The organism is Burkholderia sp. b14, assembly GCF_900156195.1.
Lineage (GTDB): Bacteria > Pseudomonadota > Gammaproteobacteria > Burkholderiales > Burkholderiaceae > Mycetohabitans.
On the sequence record NZ_FTPJ01000003.1, the window covers coordinates 94,143 to 113,715 of the forward strand.

Consider the following 19,573-nt stretch of genomic DNA (forward strand, 5'->3'; position numbering starts at 1 on the left):
CCCACTGGCTAGGAGAAAAATCGATGTCGACTTTGAATACGAATCTGAGCGGCAAGACAGCCATCGTCACCGGTGCGGCAAGCGGGATCGGCCGCGAGATTGCCCGCGTCTACGCGCAAGCCGGCGCCGCGGTCGGCATCGCCGATCTGAACCTCGAAGGTGCGCAGGCGGTCGCACGGGAGATCGCCGAGCAAGGCGGCCGGGCGCTCGGCGTTGCGATGGACGTGACGGACGAGGATGCGGTCAATGCCGGCATCGACCAGGTTGCCGAGGCGTTCGGCTCGATGGACATTCTGGTGTCCAATGCCGGCATCCAGATTGTCAATCCGATCGAAAGCTATGCGTACTCGGACTGGAAGAAGATGCAGGCGATTCACGTCGATGGTGCGTTTCTGACCACCAAGGCGGCGCTCAAATACATGTACGCTGGCGATCGCGGGGGCGTCGTGATCTATATGGGCTCAGTGCATTCACACGAGGCGTCGCCGCTGAAATCGGCGTATGTGGCCGCCAAGCACGCACTGCTTGGCTTGGCGCGTGTGCTCGCGAAGGAAGGGGCCGCGCATCACGTGCGCTCGCACGTGATCTGTCCAGGATTCGTGCGCACGCCGCTGGTGGACAAGCAGATTCCGGAGCAGGCCAAGGAACTGGGCATCAGCGAGGAAGAGGTGGTTAAGCGCGTGATGCTTGGTGCCACCGTGGACGGCGAGTTCACTACCGCTGACGACGTCGCGCAACTGGCGCTGTTTCTGGCCGCGTATCCGAGTGCAGCACTCACTGGCCAGTCGTTTCTCGTCTCGCACGGTTGGTCGATGAAGTAGCCTGCCATGAACCCCGACCCATCCGAGCGATGAGCCCCTGCTTGCGCCACCGCCGCCGTACGAGACGGTGGCATTGGTGTTGCAGGCGGCGGTGCGCTCGGCGCGATGGCACGGCGGGCGTCGCGCCATCGCTCGCCCCGGTCACTTTAATACTTGCGCGATGGCGTTGGCCACCACGTCAAGGTTGCGCGTATTGAGCGCGGCCACACAGATCCGTCCAGTGCTGACCGCATAGATACCGAACTCTTCGCGCAGACGCTCGACTTGCGCGGCGTTGAGCCCCGAATACGAGAACATGCCGCGTTGCCGGTTGACGAATTCGAAATCGCGTTGCACGCCGGCGTCCTTAAGCTTTTGTACCAGGCCGCCGCGCATCGCGCGGATGCGCTCGCGCATTTGACCAAGCTCCTGTTCCCAAAGCGCGCGCCATTCGGGATTGCCGAGCACCGCCGCCACGATCGCGCCGCCATGTGTCGGCGGATTCGAATAGTTGGTGCGAATCACACGTTTCAATTGCGACAGCACGCGCGCGCTTTCCTCATCGCCATGCGTGATGATCGTCAGCGCGCCGACCCGTTCGCCGTACAGCGAGAATGACTTGGAGAATGACGAGGAGACGAATACGTCGATACCCGCCGACGCGAACAGGCGTACCGCCGCGCTATCTTCGTCGATGCCTTGCGCGAAGCCCTGGTAGGCCATATCCAGGAACGGCACCAGTTCGCGAGCCTTGACCACATCGACGATTTGCTGCCACTGCGCCTCGTCCAGATCGACGCCTGTCGGGTTGTGGCAGCAGGCGTGCAGCACCACGATCGTGCCGGCCGGATAGCTGTTCAGCGCGGCAAGCAGCGCGTCGAACTTCACACCGTGGGTCGCCGGGTCGTAGTAAGGATATGCCACAACTTCGAAGCCGGCGCTTTCAAACAGTGCGCGATGATTTTCCCAGCTCGGGTCACTGATCGCCACCTTCGCGTTCGGCTCGATGCGCTTGAGGAAATCCGCGCCGATTTTCAGCGCACCGGTTCCGCCAAGCGCCTGTGCGGTAACAACGCGGCCCTCGGCGATCAGCGGCGAGTCGTTACCCAACAACAGCTTTTGTACTGCTGTGTCGTATGCGGCGATCCCATCGATCGGCAGGTAGCCGCGCGGCAACGCTTGTTCCAGCCGGGCCCGTTCAGCCTCGCGTACCGCGTGCAGCAGCGGAATCTTGCCTTCCTCGTTCGTGTAGACGCCCACGCCCAGGTTGACCTTTGTCGGACGGATATCGGCATTGAAAGCTTCGTTCAAGCCCAGGATCGGGTCGCGCGGCGCGAGTTCGACGACGGAGAAAAGAGACATGATCGTATCGACAGTGAGTTCGAAAAGACGGCGAACGGCGGCCATGGCATGCTTGGGATCGACGCCATGCAACCACCCATCCCAGCATTGTAACCAATGCCGGCCGCATTGTTCCGCGTCGGCTGGCAGCAGAGAACTATGCCTCATTGATCTGCTCCGTCGTATGGCTTACTCCGGCGTATGGCTTGCGCCTGTGTATGGTTGCGCTGCCTTCCCGGTAACGGTGCCAGTGCTGGGACTCGAATGGGTGCCGGTGCGCGGCCGGGCGTGGCGATTTCACCGAGACTCGGCCTCATGTCGTGCCAAAACGCTAGAATGTACGTTTGCTTGTCCCGGCCGGAAGGAATGACCCATGTCCGCATCGCACACCGAGAACGATAACGTGCTCGACGAGAGCAAATTCGTTGTCTTCGATGGATCGCCCTACCAGCTGTATCAGCCGTTTCCACCGGCAGGTGACCAGCCGGAGGCCATCCGCCAGCTGGTCGAGGGTATCCAGGACGGCCTCGCGTTCCAAACGCTGCTCGGCGCGACCGGCTCGGGCAAAACGTTCACGATGGCCAACGTGATCGCGCGACTCGGCCGCCCGGCGATTGTATTCGCCCCGAATAAGACGCTGGCCGCACAGCTGTATTCTGAGTTCCGTGAGTTTTTTCCGCGCAACGCGATCGAATATTTCGTGTCGTATTACGACTACTACCAACCCGAAGCGTACGTACCGCAACGCGACCTGTTCATCGAAAAGGACTCGGCGGTCAATGAGCACATCGAGCAGATGCGGCTGTCGGCCACCAAGAGTCTGTTGGAGCGGCGTGATGTCGTGATCGTCGCGACGGTCTCGGCAATCTACGGGATCGGCAATCCGTCGGAATACCATCAGATGATCCTCACGCTGCGCGACGGTGACCGCATCGGCCAGCGCGATATCATCGCCCGGCTAATTGCCATGCAGTACATGCGCAATGATGTCGATTTCCAGCGTGGCACATTCCGCGTGCGGGGCGACACCATTGATGTGTTCCCAGCCGAGCATGCCGAAATGGCATTGCGCGTCGAGTTGTTCGACGACGAGGTCGAATCATTGCATTTGTTCGACCCGCTGACCGGGCGGGTGCGGCAACGTATCCCGCGTTTCACCGTCTACCCGTCGTCACATTACGTGACGCCCCGCGACACGGTGTTGCGAGCGGTTGAGACGATCAAGGAGGAGTTGCGCGAGCGGCTCGCGTTTTTCCACCAGGAGGGCAAGCTTGTCGAGGCGCAGCGGCTTGAGCAGCGCACCCGGTTCGATCTCGAGATGCTTCAGGAACTCGGTTTCTGCAAGGGCATCGAGAACTACTCGCGGCATTTCTCGGACGCCGCGCCTGGCGAGCCCCCGCCAACGCTGTGCGACTATCTGCCGGCTGACTCGCTGATGTTCTTGGATGAGTCGCATGTGCTGATCGGCCAGCTCAACGCTATGTACAACGGGGACCGATCGCGCAAAGAAAACCTGGTCGAGTACGGGTTCCGGCTGCCGTCCGCACTGGACAACCGCCCGCTGAAGTTTCACGAATTCGAGCGCAAGATGCGCCAGGCGGTGTTCGTGTCGGCGACGCCGGCTGCCTACGAGCAGCGCAACGCGGGCCAGGTCGTCGAGCAGGTGGTACGTCCCACCGGGCTGGTTGATCCGCAGATCGAGGTCCGTCCCGCTAGCTCGCAAGTCGATGACGTGCTGTCGGAAATCAACCAGCGCGTGGTGGCTGGCGATCGGGTGCTGGTCACCGTGCTAACCAAACGCATGGCCGAGCAACTGACCGAGTTTCTTGCCGACCACGGTGTGAAGGTACGCTACCTGCATAGCGACATCGATACGGTTGAGCGGGTGGAGATCATCCGCGACCTGCGTCTGGGCACCTTTGATGTGTTGGTCGGCATCAATTTGCTGCGCGAAGGGCTTGACATCCCGGAAGTGTCGCTCGTGGCGATTCTGGACGCGGACAAGGAGGGGTTCCTGCGCGCCGAGCGCTCGCTGATCCAGACGATCGGGCGGGCTGCGCGCAACGTCAACGGCTGCGCGATCCTGTATGGCGACACGATCACCGACTCGATGCGACGCGCGATCGACGAGACCGAGCGGCGTCGTCGTAAGCAGATCCAATACAACGAGCGCAACGGCATCGTGCCGCGTGGCGTCGTCAAGCGGATTAAGGACATCATCGACGGCGTCTACGACGTGGACGACGCGCGTGCTGAACTTCGCGCACAGCAGGAGCGCGCGAAAATCGAGGATATGTCGGACAAGCAGCTTGCGAAGGAAATCAAAAAGCTCGAAAAGCAGATGCTGGACTACGCAAAGAACCTCGAGTTCGAGAAGGCGGCGCAGACCCGCGACCAATTGGCGCGGCTCAAGCAGCGCGCGTTCGGCGCGAGCGTCGGCGACCACGTGCCGGACCTGCGCTAGACCGCGGCCGCGACGCCGCGTGGGGCGCGGGGCGCCCGGGAGTGCCCGGAGTGCCCGGAGCGCGAGCCCGCGTGACGACGCGGTGACGAGATGTGCCGGTGCGGCGCACATTGCCGCTTGGGGTAACGCACGGATCAGTGCTACACTGGTAGTGTATTGAGAATTGTTCTTATTCCAGTTTTCACACACATTACAACGAGGAATGTCGATGGCAGTTTTTCGTCTAGTTCGTACCGCCACCGCGGTGGTGTCATTTGCACTGGCAATGGGCGCCGCAAGCGTAGCGTCGGCAGCCGAGTATCCGATTGGCAAACCGCAGATCCAGGGCGGGATGGAAGTCGGTGCGGTGTATCTGCAACCGATCACGATGGACCCGGAAGGCATGATGCGCAAGGCGTCCGACTCGGACATCCATCTGGAGGCGGACATCCATGCGGTCAAGAACAACCCGACCGGCTTTGCCGAAGGCGATTGGATGCCGTACTTGCAGGTGCGCTACGAATTGACCAAGCCCGGCTCGAACTATGTGCAAAAGGGTGATCTGATGGCGATGGTAGCGAGCGATGGCCCGCACTACGGCGACAATGTAAAGCTCGCGGGACCGGGCAAGTACCACCTGAAGCTGTTCATCGCGCCGCCCGCGCAGACCGGGCATATGGCGTTCGGCCGCCACGTTGACAAGGAAACCGGCGTCGGTCCGTGGTTCAAGCCGTTCGAGTTGAACTATGACTTCCCGTTCGCCGGCATCGGCAAAAAGGGTGGTTACTAATCGATGAAGCGCACGCTCAAATTACAGGTTGCGGCGTGGCTGCTTGCGTGGAGCGCCGCGTTCGGCGGCGTCGCCCGCGCTGCGGACCTGCCCACGTTCCGGCTCGAGATGGCGGACGGCAAGCTCAATCCGGCGCGCATCGAAGTGCCGGCCGGCCAGCGCATCAAGATCGAGATTTACAACACTGGCAAGGGCGCTGTCGAGTTCGAGAGCGTGCAACTGCGCAAGGAGAAGGTGCTGGCGCCGGGCGCCCAGTCGTTTGTCGTGATCGCGCCGCTGTCGCCGGGTGAGTACAAGTTCTTCGATGATTTTCATCAGAGCGCGCAAGGCGTGATAGTGGCAAAGTGATGGGCCGTGCAGCCGCGCGAAGGAAGATGTAATGGGTCAAATTCTGTTCATCGTATGGCGGGAGAGCGTCGAGGCGCTGCTCGTGGTCGGCATCTTGCATGCCTGGTTGACTAATGGCGATGCCGACGCGCGTAAGGGATTGCCGTGGCTGTGGCTTGGCGTCGGTGCGGGATTGCTGGCGGCAGTCGGCCTGGGTGCCGCGCTAGTCGGCTTTACCGAAGTGCTGTCCGGTGATGCGCAGGATTATTTTCAGGCGGCGATGGTGCTGGTCGCGTGCGTGCTGATCGTGCAGATGGTGCTGTGGATGAAGCGGCATGGCCGCACGCTCAAGCGCGACATGGAAATGTCGTTGGCCGAGAGCCGGCGTAATGCAAACTGGTGGGGTGTCGCCGTACTCGCGGCACTAGCGATCGCGCGCGAAGGCAGTGAAACGGTGATCTTCCTGTATGGGCTGGGCTTCGGCCGGTCGGGCCACGTCGATGTGATGCAATGGCTGGCCGTGCTGATCGGTCTAGCGCTCGCGTTGCTCACGTTTTATCTGCTGCAACTGGGTGGCCGGATATTCTCGTGGCGCGCGTTTTTCCGCGTCACCGAGGTCATGCTGTTATTCCTCGGCGCGGGGCTATTCGAGGCGGGTATCGACAAGCTGATCGACAAGGAAATCGTGCCGACCGGCATCGATATGGTGTGGGACACGTCGCACATCCTGGACGACTCGAGTACAGTCGGCTCGCTAGTGGCGACGCTGACCGGCTATCGGGCCCATCCGGCACTGGCTAACGTCATTGCGTATGCATTGTTCTGGCTGGTGGTCTGGGTATTGCTGCGCCGGACCCGGCAGCGCCAATCCTCGCGCGCGCAGAGGAAGCCCGCATGAGTGTGATGCTTGCTCCACGCTCCGGCTGGTTGGCCGAGGCTGGGCACTGGATGCAGCGCCATCACACGGTGATCCGCAACGTGCAGTGGGTTGTCGTGCTCATTTATGCGCTGTTGATCCTGGTGCCGGCTTTCATGCCGCTGCCGGACGATACCGCGCATATCTGGTCGAACCTCACGGTATTCGCGCAGTTCGTGTTCTGGGGCATCTGGTGGCCGTTCGTGCTGCTGTCGATGGTGATGCTCGGGCGTGTATGGTGCGGCGTGCTGTGCCCGGAAGGCACATTGTCCGAGTTCGCGAGCAAGCATGGGCTGGGCCGTCCGATTCCGCGCTGGATACGCTGGGGCGGGTGGCCGTTCGTCGCGTTCGGACTCACGACGATCTATGGGCAAATGGTCAGCGTGTACCAGTATCCGAAGGCGGTGCTGCTGGTGCTCGGGGGATCGACCGTTGCTGCCATCGTGATTGGCCTGCTGTACGGCCGGGAAAAACGGGTGTGGTGCAAATACCTGTGTCCGGTTAATGGCGTATTTGCGCTGCTGGCGCGGCTCGCCCCGCTGCGCTATCGGGTGGATGAGCGGGCGTGGCGCCGTTCATACACGCAGGGCGAGCATGGGCACCGTGTGATCCCGGTGAACTGCGCGCCGCTCGTGCCGTTGCGAAACATGAAGGGCGCGTCGGCCTGCCATATGTGTGGTCGTTGCAGCGGCCATCGCGATGCGATTGAGCTGACATGGCGCTCGCCGGCGCAGGAAGTCGTTGAGCTGGGCGAGGAGGGGGCGAACCGGTGGGACACCGCGTTGATTCTGTACGGGCTGCTCGGCATCGCGATCGGCGCGTTCCACTGGACCGTCAGCCCGCTGTTTGTCTCGATCAAGCAATCGCTGGCCGCGTGGCTGATTGACCACGACATCATGTGGCCACTGCAGACCAACGCGCCATGGTTCATCTTCACGCACTATCCGGAGCAGAATGATGCGTTCTCGTGGCTCGACGGCGGCCTGGTGATCGGCTATATCGTTACCACGGGCTTGTTGTATGGCACGGCGCTGCTGGCGTGCGTCGCGACTGGCAACCTACTGCTCGGCCGGTGGCGTACGTCGCGGCTGCATCACTTTGTGCAGGCATTGATCCCGCTGGCCGGCATGGGCGTGTTCCTCGGCTTGTCGGCCACCACCGTGTCGCTGCTGCGTGCCGAGCATTTGCCGCTTGGCTGGGTGCCAGACGTGCGGCTCGCGTTGCTGGCGATGGCCAACACGGCAAGCTTGTATCTTGCGGTGAAAATCGTCGTCAAGCATGTGCACGGCAGCAGCGCCGGTGTCGCACGGGGCGTAGGTGCACTACTGTGCTTTGTCGCGGCGTTGGCGGTTGTCGACAGCGCATGGTGGCTGATGTTCTGGGGCTGGGCCTGAGCACGGGCCTCGCAAGACCTGAATCGCGCCGAAGTCCAAATGGATAACGAAATCCGGCTGGCGCAGAGGCCTGGCGAGGTCCGACCTGTGACAGGGTTGGATCTGTGACAAGTTTCGACCTGTGACAAATTACAGCATGTGGCAAGTTCCGACATGTGGCAAAGTCCGCTGTTGCGGCAACGTCTGCCTGTGGCACGGCCTGCCCTACGGCAAGGTTGCCCCCTTGAGGGCCGGACCGTGGTGGCCCGGGGACGTCTGAACTTCTCTTGTGACGAAGCCCGAGTCGGCGCTTAGATCAGGATTCGGAGATTGGGTGGGGAATCCCGCAAAAAAACGGCTTCGCTGGCTATGGCGGCAGGTTTGTCAGGCGCGAAGGGGTCTAGGTCTCGCGATGATGCCGTCAAGGCTGGCTAGTGCCAAACACCTCGGTTTGAGGTGGTCCCCACAATACTCGGTTGGAGCATGCCGCCTGGTAATTGCCGGGCAGCATGCCGGTCATTTGGTCAGGATCAGCTTGCCCAGCCGCGTTGCGCGTAGCTGATACGTTTCACCGTTGTGCAGGATGCTCACGTGCGTGCGACCTTGCAGTAAGTCGCCGCTTTGCAACGCATGCGTGGCATGAGCCGTGCCCACCGGCTGCGGGGCCGACGTGGTGAGCGCTGCTGCGGCACGCCGGTCCCCGGGCTGGGCAGCGGAACTGCACATCGGGCGGGTCGTCGTCCCCGAAGGCAGACGCAGAGTGCTGGAAAAGCGGTTGACGGTCGTCATCGAAGATGCGGTGTGTTGATCGTTGACGACGAGTTTAAATGATAATTATTCTTATTTGCAATTGCGTCTATTAATCGTCGCAGCAAGTTGATAGCCCACGCAGCGGGTCAATGCACGTGTGTAGACAGCCGACCGTTGCCCGCATATTCGCGGATCAGCCGTACGGTATCGAGATCCGCCTCGCGATAGGCCGACTTGACGATTTCAGTCATTTGCTCGTCATCGGAACCTTGCACGGCGCTGGGTAGCGTGGTGCGGTACTCGAAGCGCACGAACAATTGCACCGGGTCTGGCTGCTCGATCGTCATCGTTAGCGATCCGCCGACGTGGGCGTCGGTCGCCTTGATATCATACCGGACCTGGTGCCCGGGGCTTAGCGTCACGCGATCACGCACCGTGGCCGTTCCGTAGTGCAACTCTCGTTCTAGTGTATCGCCGTGGCGTGACAGGATCGTGCAGCTGTCCAGGCCGAGCACGAACAACTGTGGCTGTTCCGCACGCAGCACGAGACCGGCCCACAGTTCGTCACGAGTCAGTGTAGTGGTCAACGGGTTCAGCGGGTCGTTGACTTGAATCAGGTGTTCGAAGTTCAAAGCAGCAGTGTCCTTCAACAGGCAAGCGCCGTGTGCCGCGATGATAGCGCGGATCGACGTTAGTTTACGCGACCGCTGCCAGCCCGCTCTGAATGGCGATCGGATGCGTCAACAGCTGATGGACTGGGCAAGCATTGGCGATGTGCAACAATCGTTCCCGCTGCTCGTTGTCTAGCTCGCCGTGCAGCACGATTGTGCGACGGATAGTGGACCCCTTATCGTCCTTCACGATATCAAGTGAAACATCGACGTCGGCTAGGGGCCATTGCTTGCGCTGCGCATACATTTTCAATGTAATCGACGTGCACGCACCCAGGCTGGACAGCAGCAGCGACAGGGGCGTGGGCCCGCGGTCGCCGCCGCCGGCTGACGCCGGCTCGTCCGCTAGCCAGTTGTGGGTGCCATCGTCGAGCAGGACCCGATACGCGTGGTGGCCGATGTGCGCGGTGACGCTTGCTTCTTTCATTGTCGTCAGTCCTCCAAGTTGGCCAAAGTGGCTGAGCCACGGTCGGCGAGTCATCATTGTGACCGAAACGACTGCCGCACGCATGCGTGCACGATTGCGCTGCCATCACGTCTTGGCTGCCATCCTTGAATTGTGCCGCAGGGTGCTCGCTGCCCCCTGCTCAGGCAGCGATGTGTCCAAATTTGCCGCTGCGGTAGTCCGCGACGGCTTGGCGGATCTCGTCCTCGGTGTTCATCACAAATGGACCGTAGCGCACGACAGGTTCATTGAGCGGCACGCCGCCGACCAACAGAAATTGCAGTGGCCGATCGGTGGCGCTGATCGTGATCGTATCGCCGACGTTGTCAAACATCACCATCTGCCGTGCGCCGGCCGCCGTCTGCTGGGCGCCATAGCGGCCGCCATTGTCGAGCGTATAGGCAAATACACGAAAGCCATCCGGTATCGGATGCACCAGGGTTGCACCGGGCTGCATCCGGAAATGCTGGAACAGGATCGGGGTACGTGTCTGAATCGCGGCGTTCACCCCGAGTGCTTCTCCGGCGATGACCTTGACGTCAATGCGCCCATCCGGCGTGCGTGCAACTGGAATGTGCGCACTGGGTAGTTCCTGATAGCGCGGTGCCATCATTTTGTCGCGGCGCGGCAGATTGACCCACAACTGGAAGCCGTGTGAGCGTCCGCCGTGTTCGAGCAGCGAAGCGGCTGGCATTTCGCTATGGACCACGCCGACGCCGGCCGTCATCCACTGGACGTCGCCTGGGCCGAGTGTACCGGCGTGACCTGCGGAGTCCCGATGAGCGAATTCGCCTTCTAGCATATACGTGACCGTCTCAAAGCCGCGATGGGGGTGTGCGGGTGCACCGACGGCCTGGCCCGGCGCGTAGTCAACCGGGCCCATCTCATCGAGCAGCAAGAACGGATCGAAGTCCGTCAGTGTCCGCGTCGGGAACGGCCGGTATACGACAAATCCCGCACCCTCCACGGTGCGCTGCGCGGGAACCACTTGCCGGACTGCGCGGGCCCCCATGTCCCGCAAGTGTGCTGACGCGACAGTGTGGCTGAAGTGATCGATCATCAGAATCTCCGTTATTCAACTGGGGTATTTGCATCATTTATGCAACATGAGATGATTATAGGCGCGGTGTTGTGGGCTGCCAGCGGGCCGTGCTGCAACGAATTGTTCTACTGATGGAACGGCGACGTGAACCTCGGTCATCATGATCTGAACGACCTGCTGTACTTTTCGCAGGTGGTCGAATACGGTGGTTTTTCTGCTGCCGAGCGCGCGCTGGGTATTTCCAAATCGCGCTTGTCACGGCGGCTGTCTGATCTGGAGGCGGCGCTCGGGGTGCGGTTGTTGCAGCGCTCGACGCGCAAGCTTGCGCTGACCGAGGCGGGTGCGCTGTTCCATCGGCATTGTGTGGCGATGCTCGGCGAAGCGCGGGCCGCGCTGGATGCCGTTCACCAACTCGGCTCGACACCGCGCGGCACGGTGCGTGTTAGCGTGCCGATGACCGTCTCCCAAACGATGCTGGCGCATTGGATGCCGGAGTTCCTGCGTCGCTACCCAGACGTGAAAGTGGTGGTGCACGTCACAAACCGTGTGATTGATCTGTTCGAGGACGAGATCGACGTCGCGTTGCGGGTGCGCTCGGAGCCGCACGCGAACGCGAATATCGTCGTGCGGCCGCTATGGCGCAGGGAGCAAATGCTGGTCGGCTCGCCGAGCCTATTGGACACGAACCATCCGCCGATGGTGCCGGCTGACTTGGCGCGCTATGCGACGCTGTCGGTGCCCAGTGCCGACGGCCGGTACGTATTCAAGCTGATTGCGCCGGATGGCAAGCGTCATGACTACGAGCATGAACCGCGGCTGGTGACCGCCGACTTGCTGATGATCCACCAGGCGGTATTGGCTGGTGTGGGTATTGCGGTACTGCCGGACAATATCTACCAGGCGGCGATGAACGCCGGGCAATTGTCGCCGGTGATGCCCGGCTGGACATTGCCGCCGCCGCAGCTTTACGCGGTGTTCCTGTCCCGACAGGGATTGCTGCCAGCGGTGCGCGCGTTCATCGATTTTCTGGTCGAAATGATTGAGAAGAGCACGGGGACGCCGCATGCTGACCTGGTTGACGCGTCGCGCCCGGATTCGACGCGGCATAGCTGGGGGGACGCGGCCGACGGTTAGCGCGTCGGCATTGACGCTCGCATTTGCGATCGAGCGACGTCATACTCCACTGTCGAAGGCGTCAAATGCAAGGCCCTCCTTGTGAGGGCCTTTTTCATGAGCCGATCGACCGTTCAGCATTGTCGTATCGTCGTTATGGATAACTAATGTAGTGCCGGCTGTGCACTGCACCGTCAATCTTTGATTAGGAAGCGATTGCGGTTTTTGCCGTTGATCCAGGCCGGCGCACGGCCACGGCCGCTCCATGTCGCGCCGGTCTGCGGATCCCGGTATTTGGGTTGCGCGCCCGGGTGCGCCCGTGGCCCGCCGCGCTTGGCTTGGCCGAATACTTCTTTTTCGGTCAATTCATAGGTGGCGACGAGATCGCGGGCTTGAGCGAGCGCCGCTTCCCGTTCTTGAAGTTTTGCCGCTTCGGCTTGCTCGATCAGCGTGGTGAGCTGTGCCTGAAGTTCCTTGTAAGTGGCCATCGTGTCGGCTATCTCTAGTGAACAGTTAAGGTTGGAATGCATGGTGCACGATGCAACGATGCACAATGTTGGCTGACATTGCAACGCTGATATCATGGGGCAACGCATAAAAACCGTACGGCCGGTGCCGAAGGTTGGATGAATCGCCCGCTTCGGCGTGCAATGAAAGGCTGGCTTGGGACGTGGTTCAAGAACCCGGCGGTTCTTGTTTCGCCGGGCACCTAGGCGCCACGCGTGCGGTTCGCGTGACTCAGCTTATTCGCCTGCGCTGGGCAGCCCACCGGCCACCGCGTTGAAGCCGCTGTCGACATAAGTGATCTCGGCGGTAATCCCGGAGGACAGCTCCGAGAGCAGGAACGCGGCCACGTTGCCGACTTCCTCGATGGTCACATTCCGGCGCAGCGGCGCGTTATGCTCAACGAATTGCAGGATCTTGCCGAAGTCCTTGATGCCGCTGGCCGCCAGCGTTTTGATTGGACCCGCCGAGATGCCGTTGACGCGCACGCCGCGCGGCCCGAGCGAGGCCGCCAGGTAGCGCACACTGGCTTCCAGCGAAGCCTTGGCCAGTCCCATCGTGTTGTAGTGCGGCACCACGCGCTCGGCGCCCAAGTACGTCAACGTCAGCAACGACGCAGTGTCCGCCAGCATCGGCGCGGCAGCCTTGACCATGGCCGGGAAGCTGTAGGCGGAAATGTCGTGCGCGATGCGGAACCCTTCGCGCGACAGGCCGTCCAGGAAATCGCCCGCGATCGCCTCGCGCGGCGCGAAGCCGATGGAGTGCACAAGCCCGTCCAGGCTGTCCCAATGCTGCTTCAGCGATGCAAACAACGCGTTGATCTGTGCGTCGTCGGCCACATCGCAAGGCAAGACTAACTCGCTGCCGAACCCGGCGGCGAACTCGGTGATGCGTTCCTTGAAGCGTTCGTCCACGTAGGTGAACGCAAGTTCGGCGCCTTCGCGATGCGCGGCCTGCGCGATACCGTACGCGATCGAGCGGTTCGACAGCAGACCCGTGATGAGGATGCGTTTGCCAGCCAGAAAACCCATGAATACTCCCTATGTCAGTCGTATGCCGGTCGGGGCCGTCGACGGCATGTCGCGCAACGGCGCGGGGTGCCCGATGCCGGTGCGGCGCCCGATTTTCTATAGAATTGTCGCACAGTGCAACCCTGGACCGTTTCCATGACCCCTGGCCTGCGATGGCTTCGTCGTCGATTGCAACCTTGTCTCATCGCCGCTTTACTGGTCATCTCCGAATTGGCTGCGTGCGCCGCGCATGGCGCCTATGCAATCGCACAGTACGGCGAGCCGAAGTATGCGCAGGGTTTTTCGCACTTTGACTACGTCAATCCCGACGCCCCGAAAGGTGGCACGCTGACGCTGGCTAACCCGAGCCGGCTCACAAGTTTCGACAAGTTCAATCCGTTCACGCTGCGCGGCAACGTCGCGCCCGGCATCGACTTGATGTTCGAGACGCTGATGACCGGCAGCGCGGACGAACTGGCGTCAGCCTACGGCCTGCTTGCCGATGACGTGCAGATTGCGCCCGACCGGCTGTGCGCGACGTTTCATCTGAATCCAAAGGCACGCTTCTCGAATGGCGACCCGGTGCAGGCGGAGGATGTCAAATATTCGTTCGATACGCTCAAGAGCCCGTTGGCTGCCCCGCAGTTTGCTGCGGTGTTCAGCGATATCACGCGTGCGGTGGTGATCGATGCCGCGACGGTCCGGTTCGAGTTCAAGCGTCCGAATCGGGAATTGCCGCTGCTGGCCGGCAGTGTGCCCGTGTTCTCCCGTAAGTGGGGGCTGCGCGTGGATGGCTCGCGTATCCCATTCGACCAACTGGCGTTCGAGACGCCGATCGCCAGCGGCCCGTATCGGATTGAGCGCTACGACAATGGCCGCACCATCACGTTAAAGCGGGACCCGCACTATTGGGCAGCCGGGCTGCCGGTGCGGCGCGGCATGTACAACTTCGAGCGGATCACATACAAGCTCTATGCGGATAGCGTCGCCAAGCTCGAAGCCTTCAAGGCTGGAGAATTCGACGTGAACGTCGAGTACATTGCCCGCCAATGGGTGCGCGGCTATGTCGGCAAGCGGTTCCGCAGCGGTGCGCTAGTCAAGCGCGAGTTCCGCCACCACAATAGTGCGGGCATGCAGGGTTTCGTGGTCAACACGCGGCGCGCGCTGTTCCGCGATGTACGGGTGCGACACGCGCTCAATTTGGCGCTCGATTTCGAATGGCTGAACCGGCAACTGTTTTATGGACAGTACACCCGGTTAAACAGTTATTTTGCCAATGGCGCGCTGGCTGCGCGTGCCATGCCGGATGCGGCTGAGCTTGCCATCCTCGCGCCGTTGCGCGCGCAACTCGATCCGGCCGTGTTTGGGCCTTTGCCGGCGCAGCCGGTCACCGCGCCGCCTCCCCATTCGCTACGGGCCAATCTGCTTCAGGCGCGTGAACTACTCGCCCAGGCGGGTTGGACGTACCGCGACGGTGCATTGCGCGCACGCGACGGCACGCCGTTCGAGTTCGAGATCATCGACGATTCGGGCGGCGGCATGGCGCAGGTCGCGGCGCCGTATATCCGCAACCTGCAAAAGCTTGGCATCCGGGTCGCGTACCGGCAGCTGGATTATGCGGTGTTGCAGAAGCGGCTGGACGCATTCGATTTTGACATGACCGCGTTGCGGTATCCGGATGTCGCAGTGCCGGGCTCGGAGCAACTGGCGCGTTTTGGCAGCCATGCGGCTGATGAGCCGGGCTCGGACAACTTGTTCGGCCTGAAATCGCCTGCGGTTGATGCTATCCTGCACGCGCTGCTGGCCGCGCGCACGATGGACGAGCTGTTGGCGGCGAGTCGCGCGCTGGACCGCGTGCTGTTGCACGGCTATTACGTGGTGCCGCAGTGGTACAGTCCGGTGCACCGGATCGCCTATCGTTGCACGCTGGCGTATCCCCGGATCGAGCCACCTTACTATACCGCCGAAGAGTGGGTACGCTCGCTATGGTGGCAGGCGCCGCAGGAGCGCCCATCCTCGAATGACGCACACTGAACCGGCATGTGGAGCTACATCCTGAAGCGCCTGTTGTTGATGATCCCGACGCTGTTCGGCGTATTGACGCTGACTTTTGTCGTGATCCAGTTCGTGCCCGGCGGCCCGGTCGAGCAGACCGTGCGCGAGTTGCGCAAGGGGCAGGAGCAGGGCGGCGCGCCGTTCGGCATGAGGGCGCACGCCGGCGTGGACGCGCAACAGATCGCGCAATTGAAGAAACTGTATGGTTTCGACAAGCCGCCTCTGGAGCGCTACGTGTTGATGCTGTCGCGTTATGCGCGATTCGATCTCGGTGACAGCTACTTCCGGCATCAGAGCGTCTGGTCGCTGGTGGTTTCCAAGCTGCCGGTGTCGATCAGCATCGGGTTATGGACGTTTTTGTTGACCTATCTGATATCGGTGCCGCTGGGTATTGCGAAGGCAGTGCGTAACGGATCGCGCTTTGATGTTTGGACCAGCATCGTCGTGTTGGTCGGCTACGCGATTCCTGGCTTCGTGCTTGGTGTGCTGCTGCTGGTGCTGTTCGGCGGGGGCACGTTCTTGCAACTGTTTCCGTTGCGCGGACTGACATCGGATAACTGGTCACAACTCAGCATGCTGAGTAAGATCGCCGACTACCTGTGGCATATCGCGCTGCCGGTGGCCGCGTCGGTGGTCGGCAGTTTCGCGGTGGTCACGATGTTGACCAAGAATGCTTTTCTTGACCAGATCCATCGCCAGTACGTGCTGACGGCGCGCGCCAAGGGCCTGCCCGAGCGCCGCGTGCTGTTCACGCACGTGCTGCGCAACGCGATGCTGCCGCTCGTCGTCGGCTTTCCCGCGGCATTCATCGGCGCATTCTTTACCGGCAGCTTGTTGATCGAGACGCTGTTCTCGCTCGATGGGCTGGGGTTGCTGTCCTATGAATCGGTGCTGCGGCGCGACTACCCAGTGGTGCTCGGCACGCTGTATCTCTTTACGCTGATCGGGCTTATCACGCAGCTGATTTCCGACGTGTGCTACGTGCTGGTCGATCCAAGGATCCAATTTGACAATTTGGAGCGTTGACGTGAGATGGCGTGTAAAGCCCGGCCATGCGGCCGGCCCGGATGCGATGGCGCGCGGCGTCGTGCCGGCGCTCGCGTCGCCGTCGCCGTACCAGCGACTGTGGCGCCGCTTCAAGCGCAACCGTATCGGCTATTGGAGCCTGGTGGTATTCGTCGCACTGTATGCGTTCAGCCTGTGTGGCTTCTTCGTGTCGAACGACCGGCCGTTCATCGTGCGCTATCAGCATGCACTGTATTTTCCGTTGTTTCAGACGTATCCAGAAACCACATTTGGCGGGCAGTTTCCGACCCCGACCGATTATCTCGACCCGTATATCCGAGCGCGTTTCGAGCAACCCGGCAATTTCGCGATCTATCCACCGAACCCCTACTCGTACGATACGCTGAATTATTTTTCGCCAGTGCCTAATCCCGCGCCGCCGTCGCGCGAGAACTGGCTCGGGACCGACGGCCAGGGGCGCGATGTGTTCGCACGCCTGCTGTACGGTTTTGCTGTGTCGGTATCGTTCGGGCTGGCGCTGACGGCGATCAGCACACTGCTGGGCATCGTAATCGGAGCGCTGCAGGGGTACTTCGGCGGATGCATCGATTTGGCGGGGCAGCGGCTGACGGAAATTTGGGGTTCATTGCCGGAGCTGTATTTACTGATCATCTTCGCGTCGATTTTCGAACCCAGCCTCACGCTGCTGCTGGTACTGCTGTCGCTGTTCGGATGGATGGGGCTGGCCGCCTACGTGCGCGCAGAGTGTCTGCGCAATCGCACGCTCGACTATGTGAAGGCGGCGCGCGCGATGGGGCTGTCGCACTGGCAAATCATCCGCCGACACGTGATGCCCAACAGCATGACGCCGGTCATCACGTTTCTGCCGTTCCGCATGAGCGCGTCGATCTTGGCGTTGACGAGCCTGGACTTCCTCGGCCTTGGCGTGCCGCCACCCACGCCCAGCCTCGGTGAGTTGCTGGCGCAAGGCAAGGCGAACTTGGACGCATGGTGGATATCCATGTCGACGTTCGGTGTCCTGGTGCTGACGCTGACGCTGCTCACGTTCATGGGCGATGCGTTGCGCAACGCGCTCGATGCCCGGCTGGCCGATGCGCTGGGCGTGGCAGGCGGGCAGTGACGTGGTGTCCGCCGGTGCCGCGCCGTCGTGCTGCTCGGGTAGCCGCCTGATGAAATGAACCCTACGATGACAATGACGCAAGCATTCCCGCCGACAGGTGAGGTGGCCGTTCCGTCGGTTCAGTCGCAGCCGCTGCTGTCGATCGAGCACTTGCAGGTGCGTTTCGGCGAGTCGATCGCCGTTCATGACCTCAGTCTGGCCATTGGCCGGGGGGAGCGGGTCGCGTTGGTCGGCGAATCCGGATCGGGCAAGACCGTGACCGCGCTGTCCGTGCTGCGTCTGCTGCGCGACGCGCAACTGGACGGCGCGATCCGTTTCGCTGGCGAAGATCTGCTTACGTTGAGCGAAAGGCGCATGCGCAGTGTGCGCGGTGTCCAGATCGCGATGATTTTTCAGGAGCCGATGAGCGCGCTCAATCCGTTGTATACGATCGGCAAGCAAATCATCGAATCGATCCGATGGCATGACGGCGTGGATGAGCGCCAGGCGCGGCGCCGAGCGATCGCGTTGCTTGCCCGTACCGGCATCGACGACGCGCCTCGGCGGGTGGACGACTACCCGCATCAGCTCTCCGGCGGCCAGCGGCAGCGGGCAATGATCGCGATGGCGCTCGCGTGCCGGCCGCAGTTGCTGCTCGCGGACGAACCGACCACGGCACTGGATGTAACCATTCGGGGCCAGATCGTGGAGTTACTGCTCGAGTTACAACAGGCGCGCGATATCCATCCACACGGCATGGCGGTGCTACTGATCACCCATGACCTGAACCTGGTGCGGCGCTTCGCGCAGCGCGTTGCGGTAATGGAGCAGGGTAGACTCGTGGAGACGGGCACTGTCGAGCAAATTTTCTCCGCGCCGCAGCATCCGTACACGCAACGGTTGCTGGCGAGTCGGCCAGTGCGCAACATCTTGCCGGTGTTGCCGATTGCGCCGGTGCTGCTGGAGGCGCGCGACATTCGCGTGTCGTTCCCGAAGCGGCCTCGCACCCTCGCCGAGTGGTTCGCGCCGCGCCGCTTCGTGGCGCTAGAGGGCGCCAGCGTCGCCGTGCGCCAGGGCGAGACGTTGGGCGTGGTGGGCGAATCCGGTTCCGGAAAATCGACGTTGGCGATGGCGTTGCTCGGCCTGCAGCACACCGATACTGGCACGATCGAGTTTCGCGGTCGGCCTCTAGACTCGTTCCGTGGACGCCAGCGCCGAGCGTTGCGCGCGCAGATCCAGGTCGTCTTTCAAGATCCGTTCAGTTCGCTTTCGCCACACCAAACAGTCGAGCAAATCGTCGGCGAAGGGCTCGTGTTGCATGTACCGGGCCTGGACGAGGCTGCACGGCGCGCGAAAGTAATTACCACATTGCGTGAGGTCGGCATCGATCGCACCGCATTGTTACGCTATCCGCACGAATTCTCCGGCGGTCAGCGTCAGCGGATCGCTATTGCACGTGCCCTCATTGTCGAGCCGCAGGTTCTGGTGCTAGACGAGCCGACCAGTGCCCTTGACGTGTCGATTCAGCAGCAAGTGCTGCATTTGCTATCGCGGTTGCAACAAAAGTACAACCTCGGCTATGTGTTCATCTCGCACGACCTGGAGGTCATCGCGGCGATCGCACATCGGGTTGTCGTCATCCAGGGTGGTACGGTCGTCGAAGTCGCACCCACCGAGGTGCTGCTGCATGCGCCGACCCATCCTTACACGCGTCAGTTATTGAAAGCTGCCAAATTTGATGCGAAGTCGGACGAGCGGGAACGAATAACCTTATGAAAATAATTGGAATTGTCTATTTTCTTTGACAGCGTAATAAACACTGGTTAGTATCGTCCAAACTTTTCCGCATCCCCCTGATTTCTCAAGTT

The 19,573-nt window shown here is 61.6% G+C and carries 18 protein-coding genes; 11 read left to right on the forward strand and 7 right to left on the reverse strand.

The features are described 5' to 3' along the window. The first annotated feature begins 23 nt into the window (after positions 1-23). Positions 24-821 (forward strand): 3-hydroxybutyrate dehydrogenase, encoded by a 798-nt coding sequence (locus tag B0B13_RS05000; protein ID WP_076785092.1) that lies wholly within the window; start codon positions 24-26, stop codon positions 819-821. A 141-nt stretch (positions 822-962) separates the two neighbouring features. On the opposite strand, the gene B0B13_RS05005 is transcribed toward B0B13_RS05000, so the two are convergent. After that, entirely contained in the window at positions 963-2,162 is a 1,200-nt protein-coding gene (locus B0B13_RS05005; RefSeq protein ID WP_076797151.1) for an amino acid aminotransferase, read from the reverse strand. A 352-nt stretch (positions 2,163-2,514) separates the two neighbouring features. On the opposite strand from B0B13_RS05005, the gene uvrB reads away from it, so the two are divergent. The 5 genes from uvrB (at position 2,515) to B0B13_RS05030 (ending at position 8,011) form a co-directional block, all read left to right on the forward strand. Continuing rightward, entirely contained in the window at positions 2,515-4,605 is a 2,091-nt protein-coding gene (gene uvrB / locus B0B13_RS05010) for an excinuclease ABC subunit UvrB (RefSeq protein WP_076785091.1), read from the forward strand. A gap of 208 nt (positions 4,606-4,813) precedes the next feature. Continuing rightward, the gene (locus B0B13_RS05015; protein WP_076787242.1) at positions 4,814-5,374 is read left to right on the forward strand and encodes an iron transporter; all 561 of its coding nucleotides are present in this window, start codon (positions 4,814-4,816) and stop codon (positions 5,372-5,374) included. 3 nt (positions 5,375-5,377) lie between these two features. Beyond that, positions 5,378-5,722, forward strand: a complete 345-nt coding sequence (locus B0B13_RS05020) for a cupredoxin domain-containing protein (protein ID WP_076785089.1) — start codon at positions 5,378-5,380, stop codon at positions 5,720-5,722. Between the two features lie 31 nt (positions 5,723-5,753). Beyond that, entirely contained in the window at positions 5,754-6,599 is an 846-nt protein-coding gene (locus B0B13_RS05025) for an FTR1 family iron permease (RefSeq protein WP_076794783.1), read from the forward strand. Further along, positions 6,596-8,011 carry a 4Fe-4S binding protein gene (locus B0B13_RS05030; RefSeq protein ID WP_076794786.1) on the forward strand — a complete coding sequence of 472 codons (1,416 nt, stop codon included), beginning with the start codon at positions 6,596-6,598 and terminating at the stop codon, positions 8,009-8,011. The genes B0B13_RS05025 and B0B13_RS05030 overlap by 4 nt, the downstream gene beginning before the upstream one ends. 495 nt (positions 8,012-8,506) lie before the next feature. On the opposite strand, the gene hemP is transcribed toward B0B13_RS05030, so the two are convergent. The 4 genes from hemP to B0B13_RS05050 form a co-directional block, all read right to left on the reverse strand. After that, entirely contained in the window at positions 8,507-8,779 is a 273-nt protein-coding gene (gene hemP, locus B0B13_RS05035; protein WP_076785086.1) for a hemin uptake protein HemP, read from the reverse strand. A gap of 107 nt (positions 8,780-8,886) precedes the next feature. Continuing rightward, a complete protein-coding gene (locus tag B0B13_RS05040) occupies positions 8,887-9,372 on the reverse strand; it encodes an SRPBCC family protein (RefSeq protein ID WP_076787240.1) in 486 nt (161 codons plus the stop codon). Positions 9,373-9,436: 64 nt separating this feature from the next. Next, positions 9,437-9,838 carry an OsmC family protein gene (locus B0B13_RS05045; RefSeq protein WP_076785085.1) on the reverse strand — a complete coding sequence of 134 codons (402 nt, stop codon included), beginning with the start codon at positions 9,836-9,838 and terminating at the stop codon, positions 9,437-9,439. Between the two features lie 160 nt (positions 9,839-9,998). After that, positions 9,999-10,916 (reverse strand): pirin family protein, encoded by a 918-nt coding sequence (locus B0B13_RS05050; protein ID WP_370643195.1) that lies wholly within the window; start codon positions 10,914-10,916, stop codon positions 9,999-10,001. 126 nt (positions 10,917-11,042) lie between these two features. Between B0B13_RS05050 and B0B13_RS05055 the strand changes: the two genes are divergently transcribed. Next, positions 11,043-12,032 (forward strand): LysR family transcriptional regulator, encoded by a 990-nt coding sequence (locus B0B13_RS05055; protein WP_076785084.1) that lies wholly within the window; start codon positions 11,043-11,045, stop codon positions 12,030-12,032. 173 nt (positions 12,033-12,205) lie between these two features. Here the strand turns inward: B0B13_RS05055 and B0B13_RS05060 are convergent, their stop codons facing one another. Together B0B13_RS05060 and fabI are read right to left on the reverse strand one after the other, a co-directional pair. After that, a complete protein-coding gene (locus B0B13_RS05060; protein WP_076797153.1) occupies positions 12,206-12,499 on the reverse strand; it encodes an H-NS histone family protein in 294 nt (97 codons plus the stop codon). Between the two features lie 255 nt (positions 12,500-12,754). Then, positions 12,755-13,546 carry an enoyl-ACP reductase FabI gene (gene fabI, locus B0B13_RS05065; protein ID WP_076785082.1) on the reverse strand — a complete coding sequence of 264 codons (792 nt, stop codon included), beginning with the start codon at positions 13,544-13,546 and terminating at the stop codon, positions 12,755-12,757. A 135-nt stretch (positions 13,547-13,681) separates the two neighbouring features. Here fabI and B0B13_RS05070 point away from each other — a divergent pair, with 135 nt between their 5' ends. The 4 genes from B0B13_RS05070 (at position 13,682) to B0B13_RS05085 (ending at position 19,481) form a co-directional block, all read left to right on the forward strand. After that, positions 13,682-15,559 carry an extracellular solute-binding protein gene (locus B0B13_RS05070; protein WP_076794789.1) on the forward strand — a complete coding sequence of 626 codons (1,878 nt, stop codon included), beginning with the start codon at positions 13,682-13,684 and terminating at the stop codon, positions 15,557-15,559. A 6-nt stretch (positions 15,560-15,565) separates the two neighbouring features. Then, entirely contained in the window at positions 15,566-16,606 is a 1,041-nt protein-coding gene (locus B0B13_RS05075; protein ID WP_076794791.1) for a microcin C ABC transporter permease YejB, read from the forward strand. Positions 16,607-16,652: 46 nt separating this feature from the next. Then, positions 16,653-17,726, forward strand: coding sequence for an ABC transporter permease (locus B0B13_RS05080; protein WP_076797154.1), 1,074 nt, complete (start codon positions 16,653-16,655; stop codon positions 17,724-17,726). Between the two features lie 72 nt (positions 17,727-17,798). After that, complete coding sequence (locus B0B13_RS05085; protein WP_076794794.1) at positions 17,799-19,481, forward strand: ABC transporter ATP-binding protein; 1,683 nt, start codon at positions 17,799-17,801, stop codon at positions 19,479-19,481. Positions 19,482-19,573 lie beyond the last annotated feature (92 nt).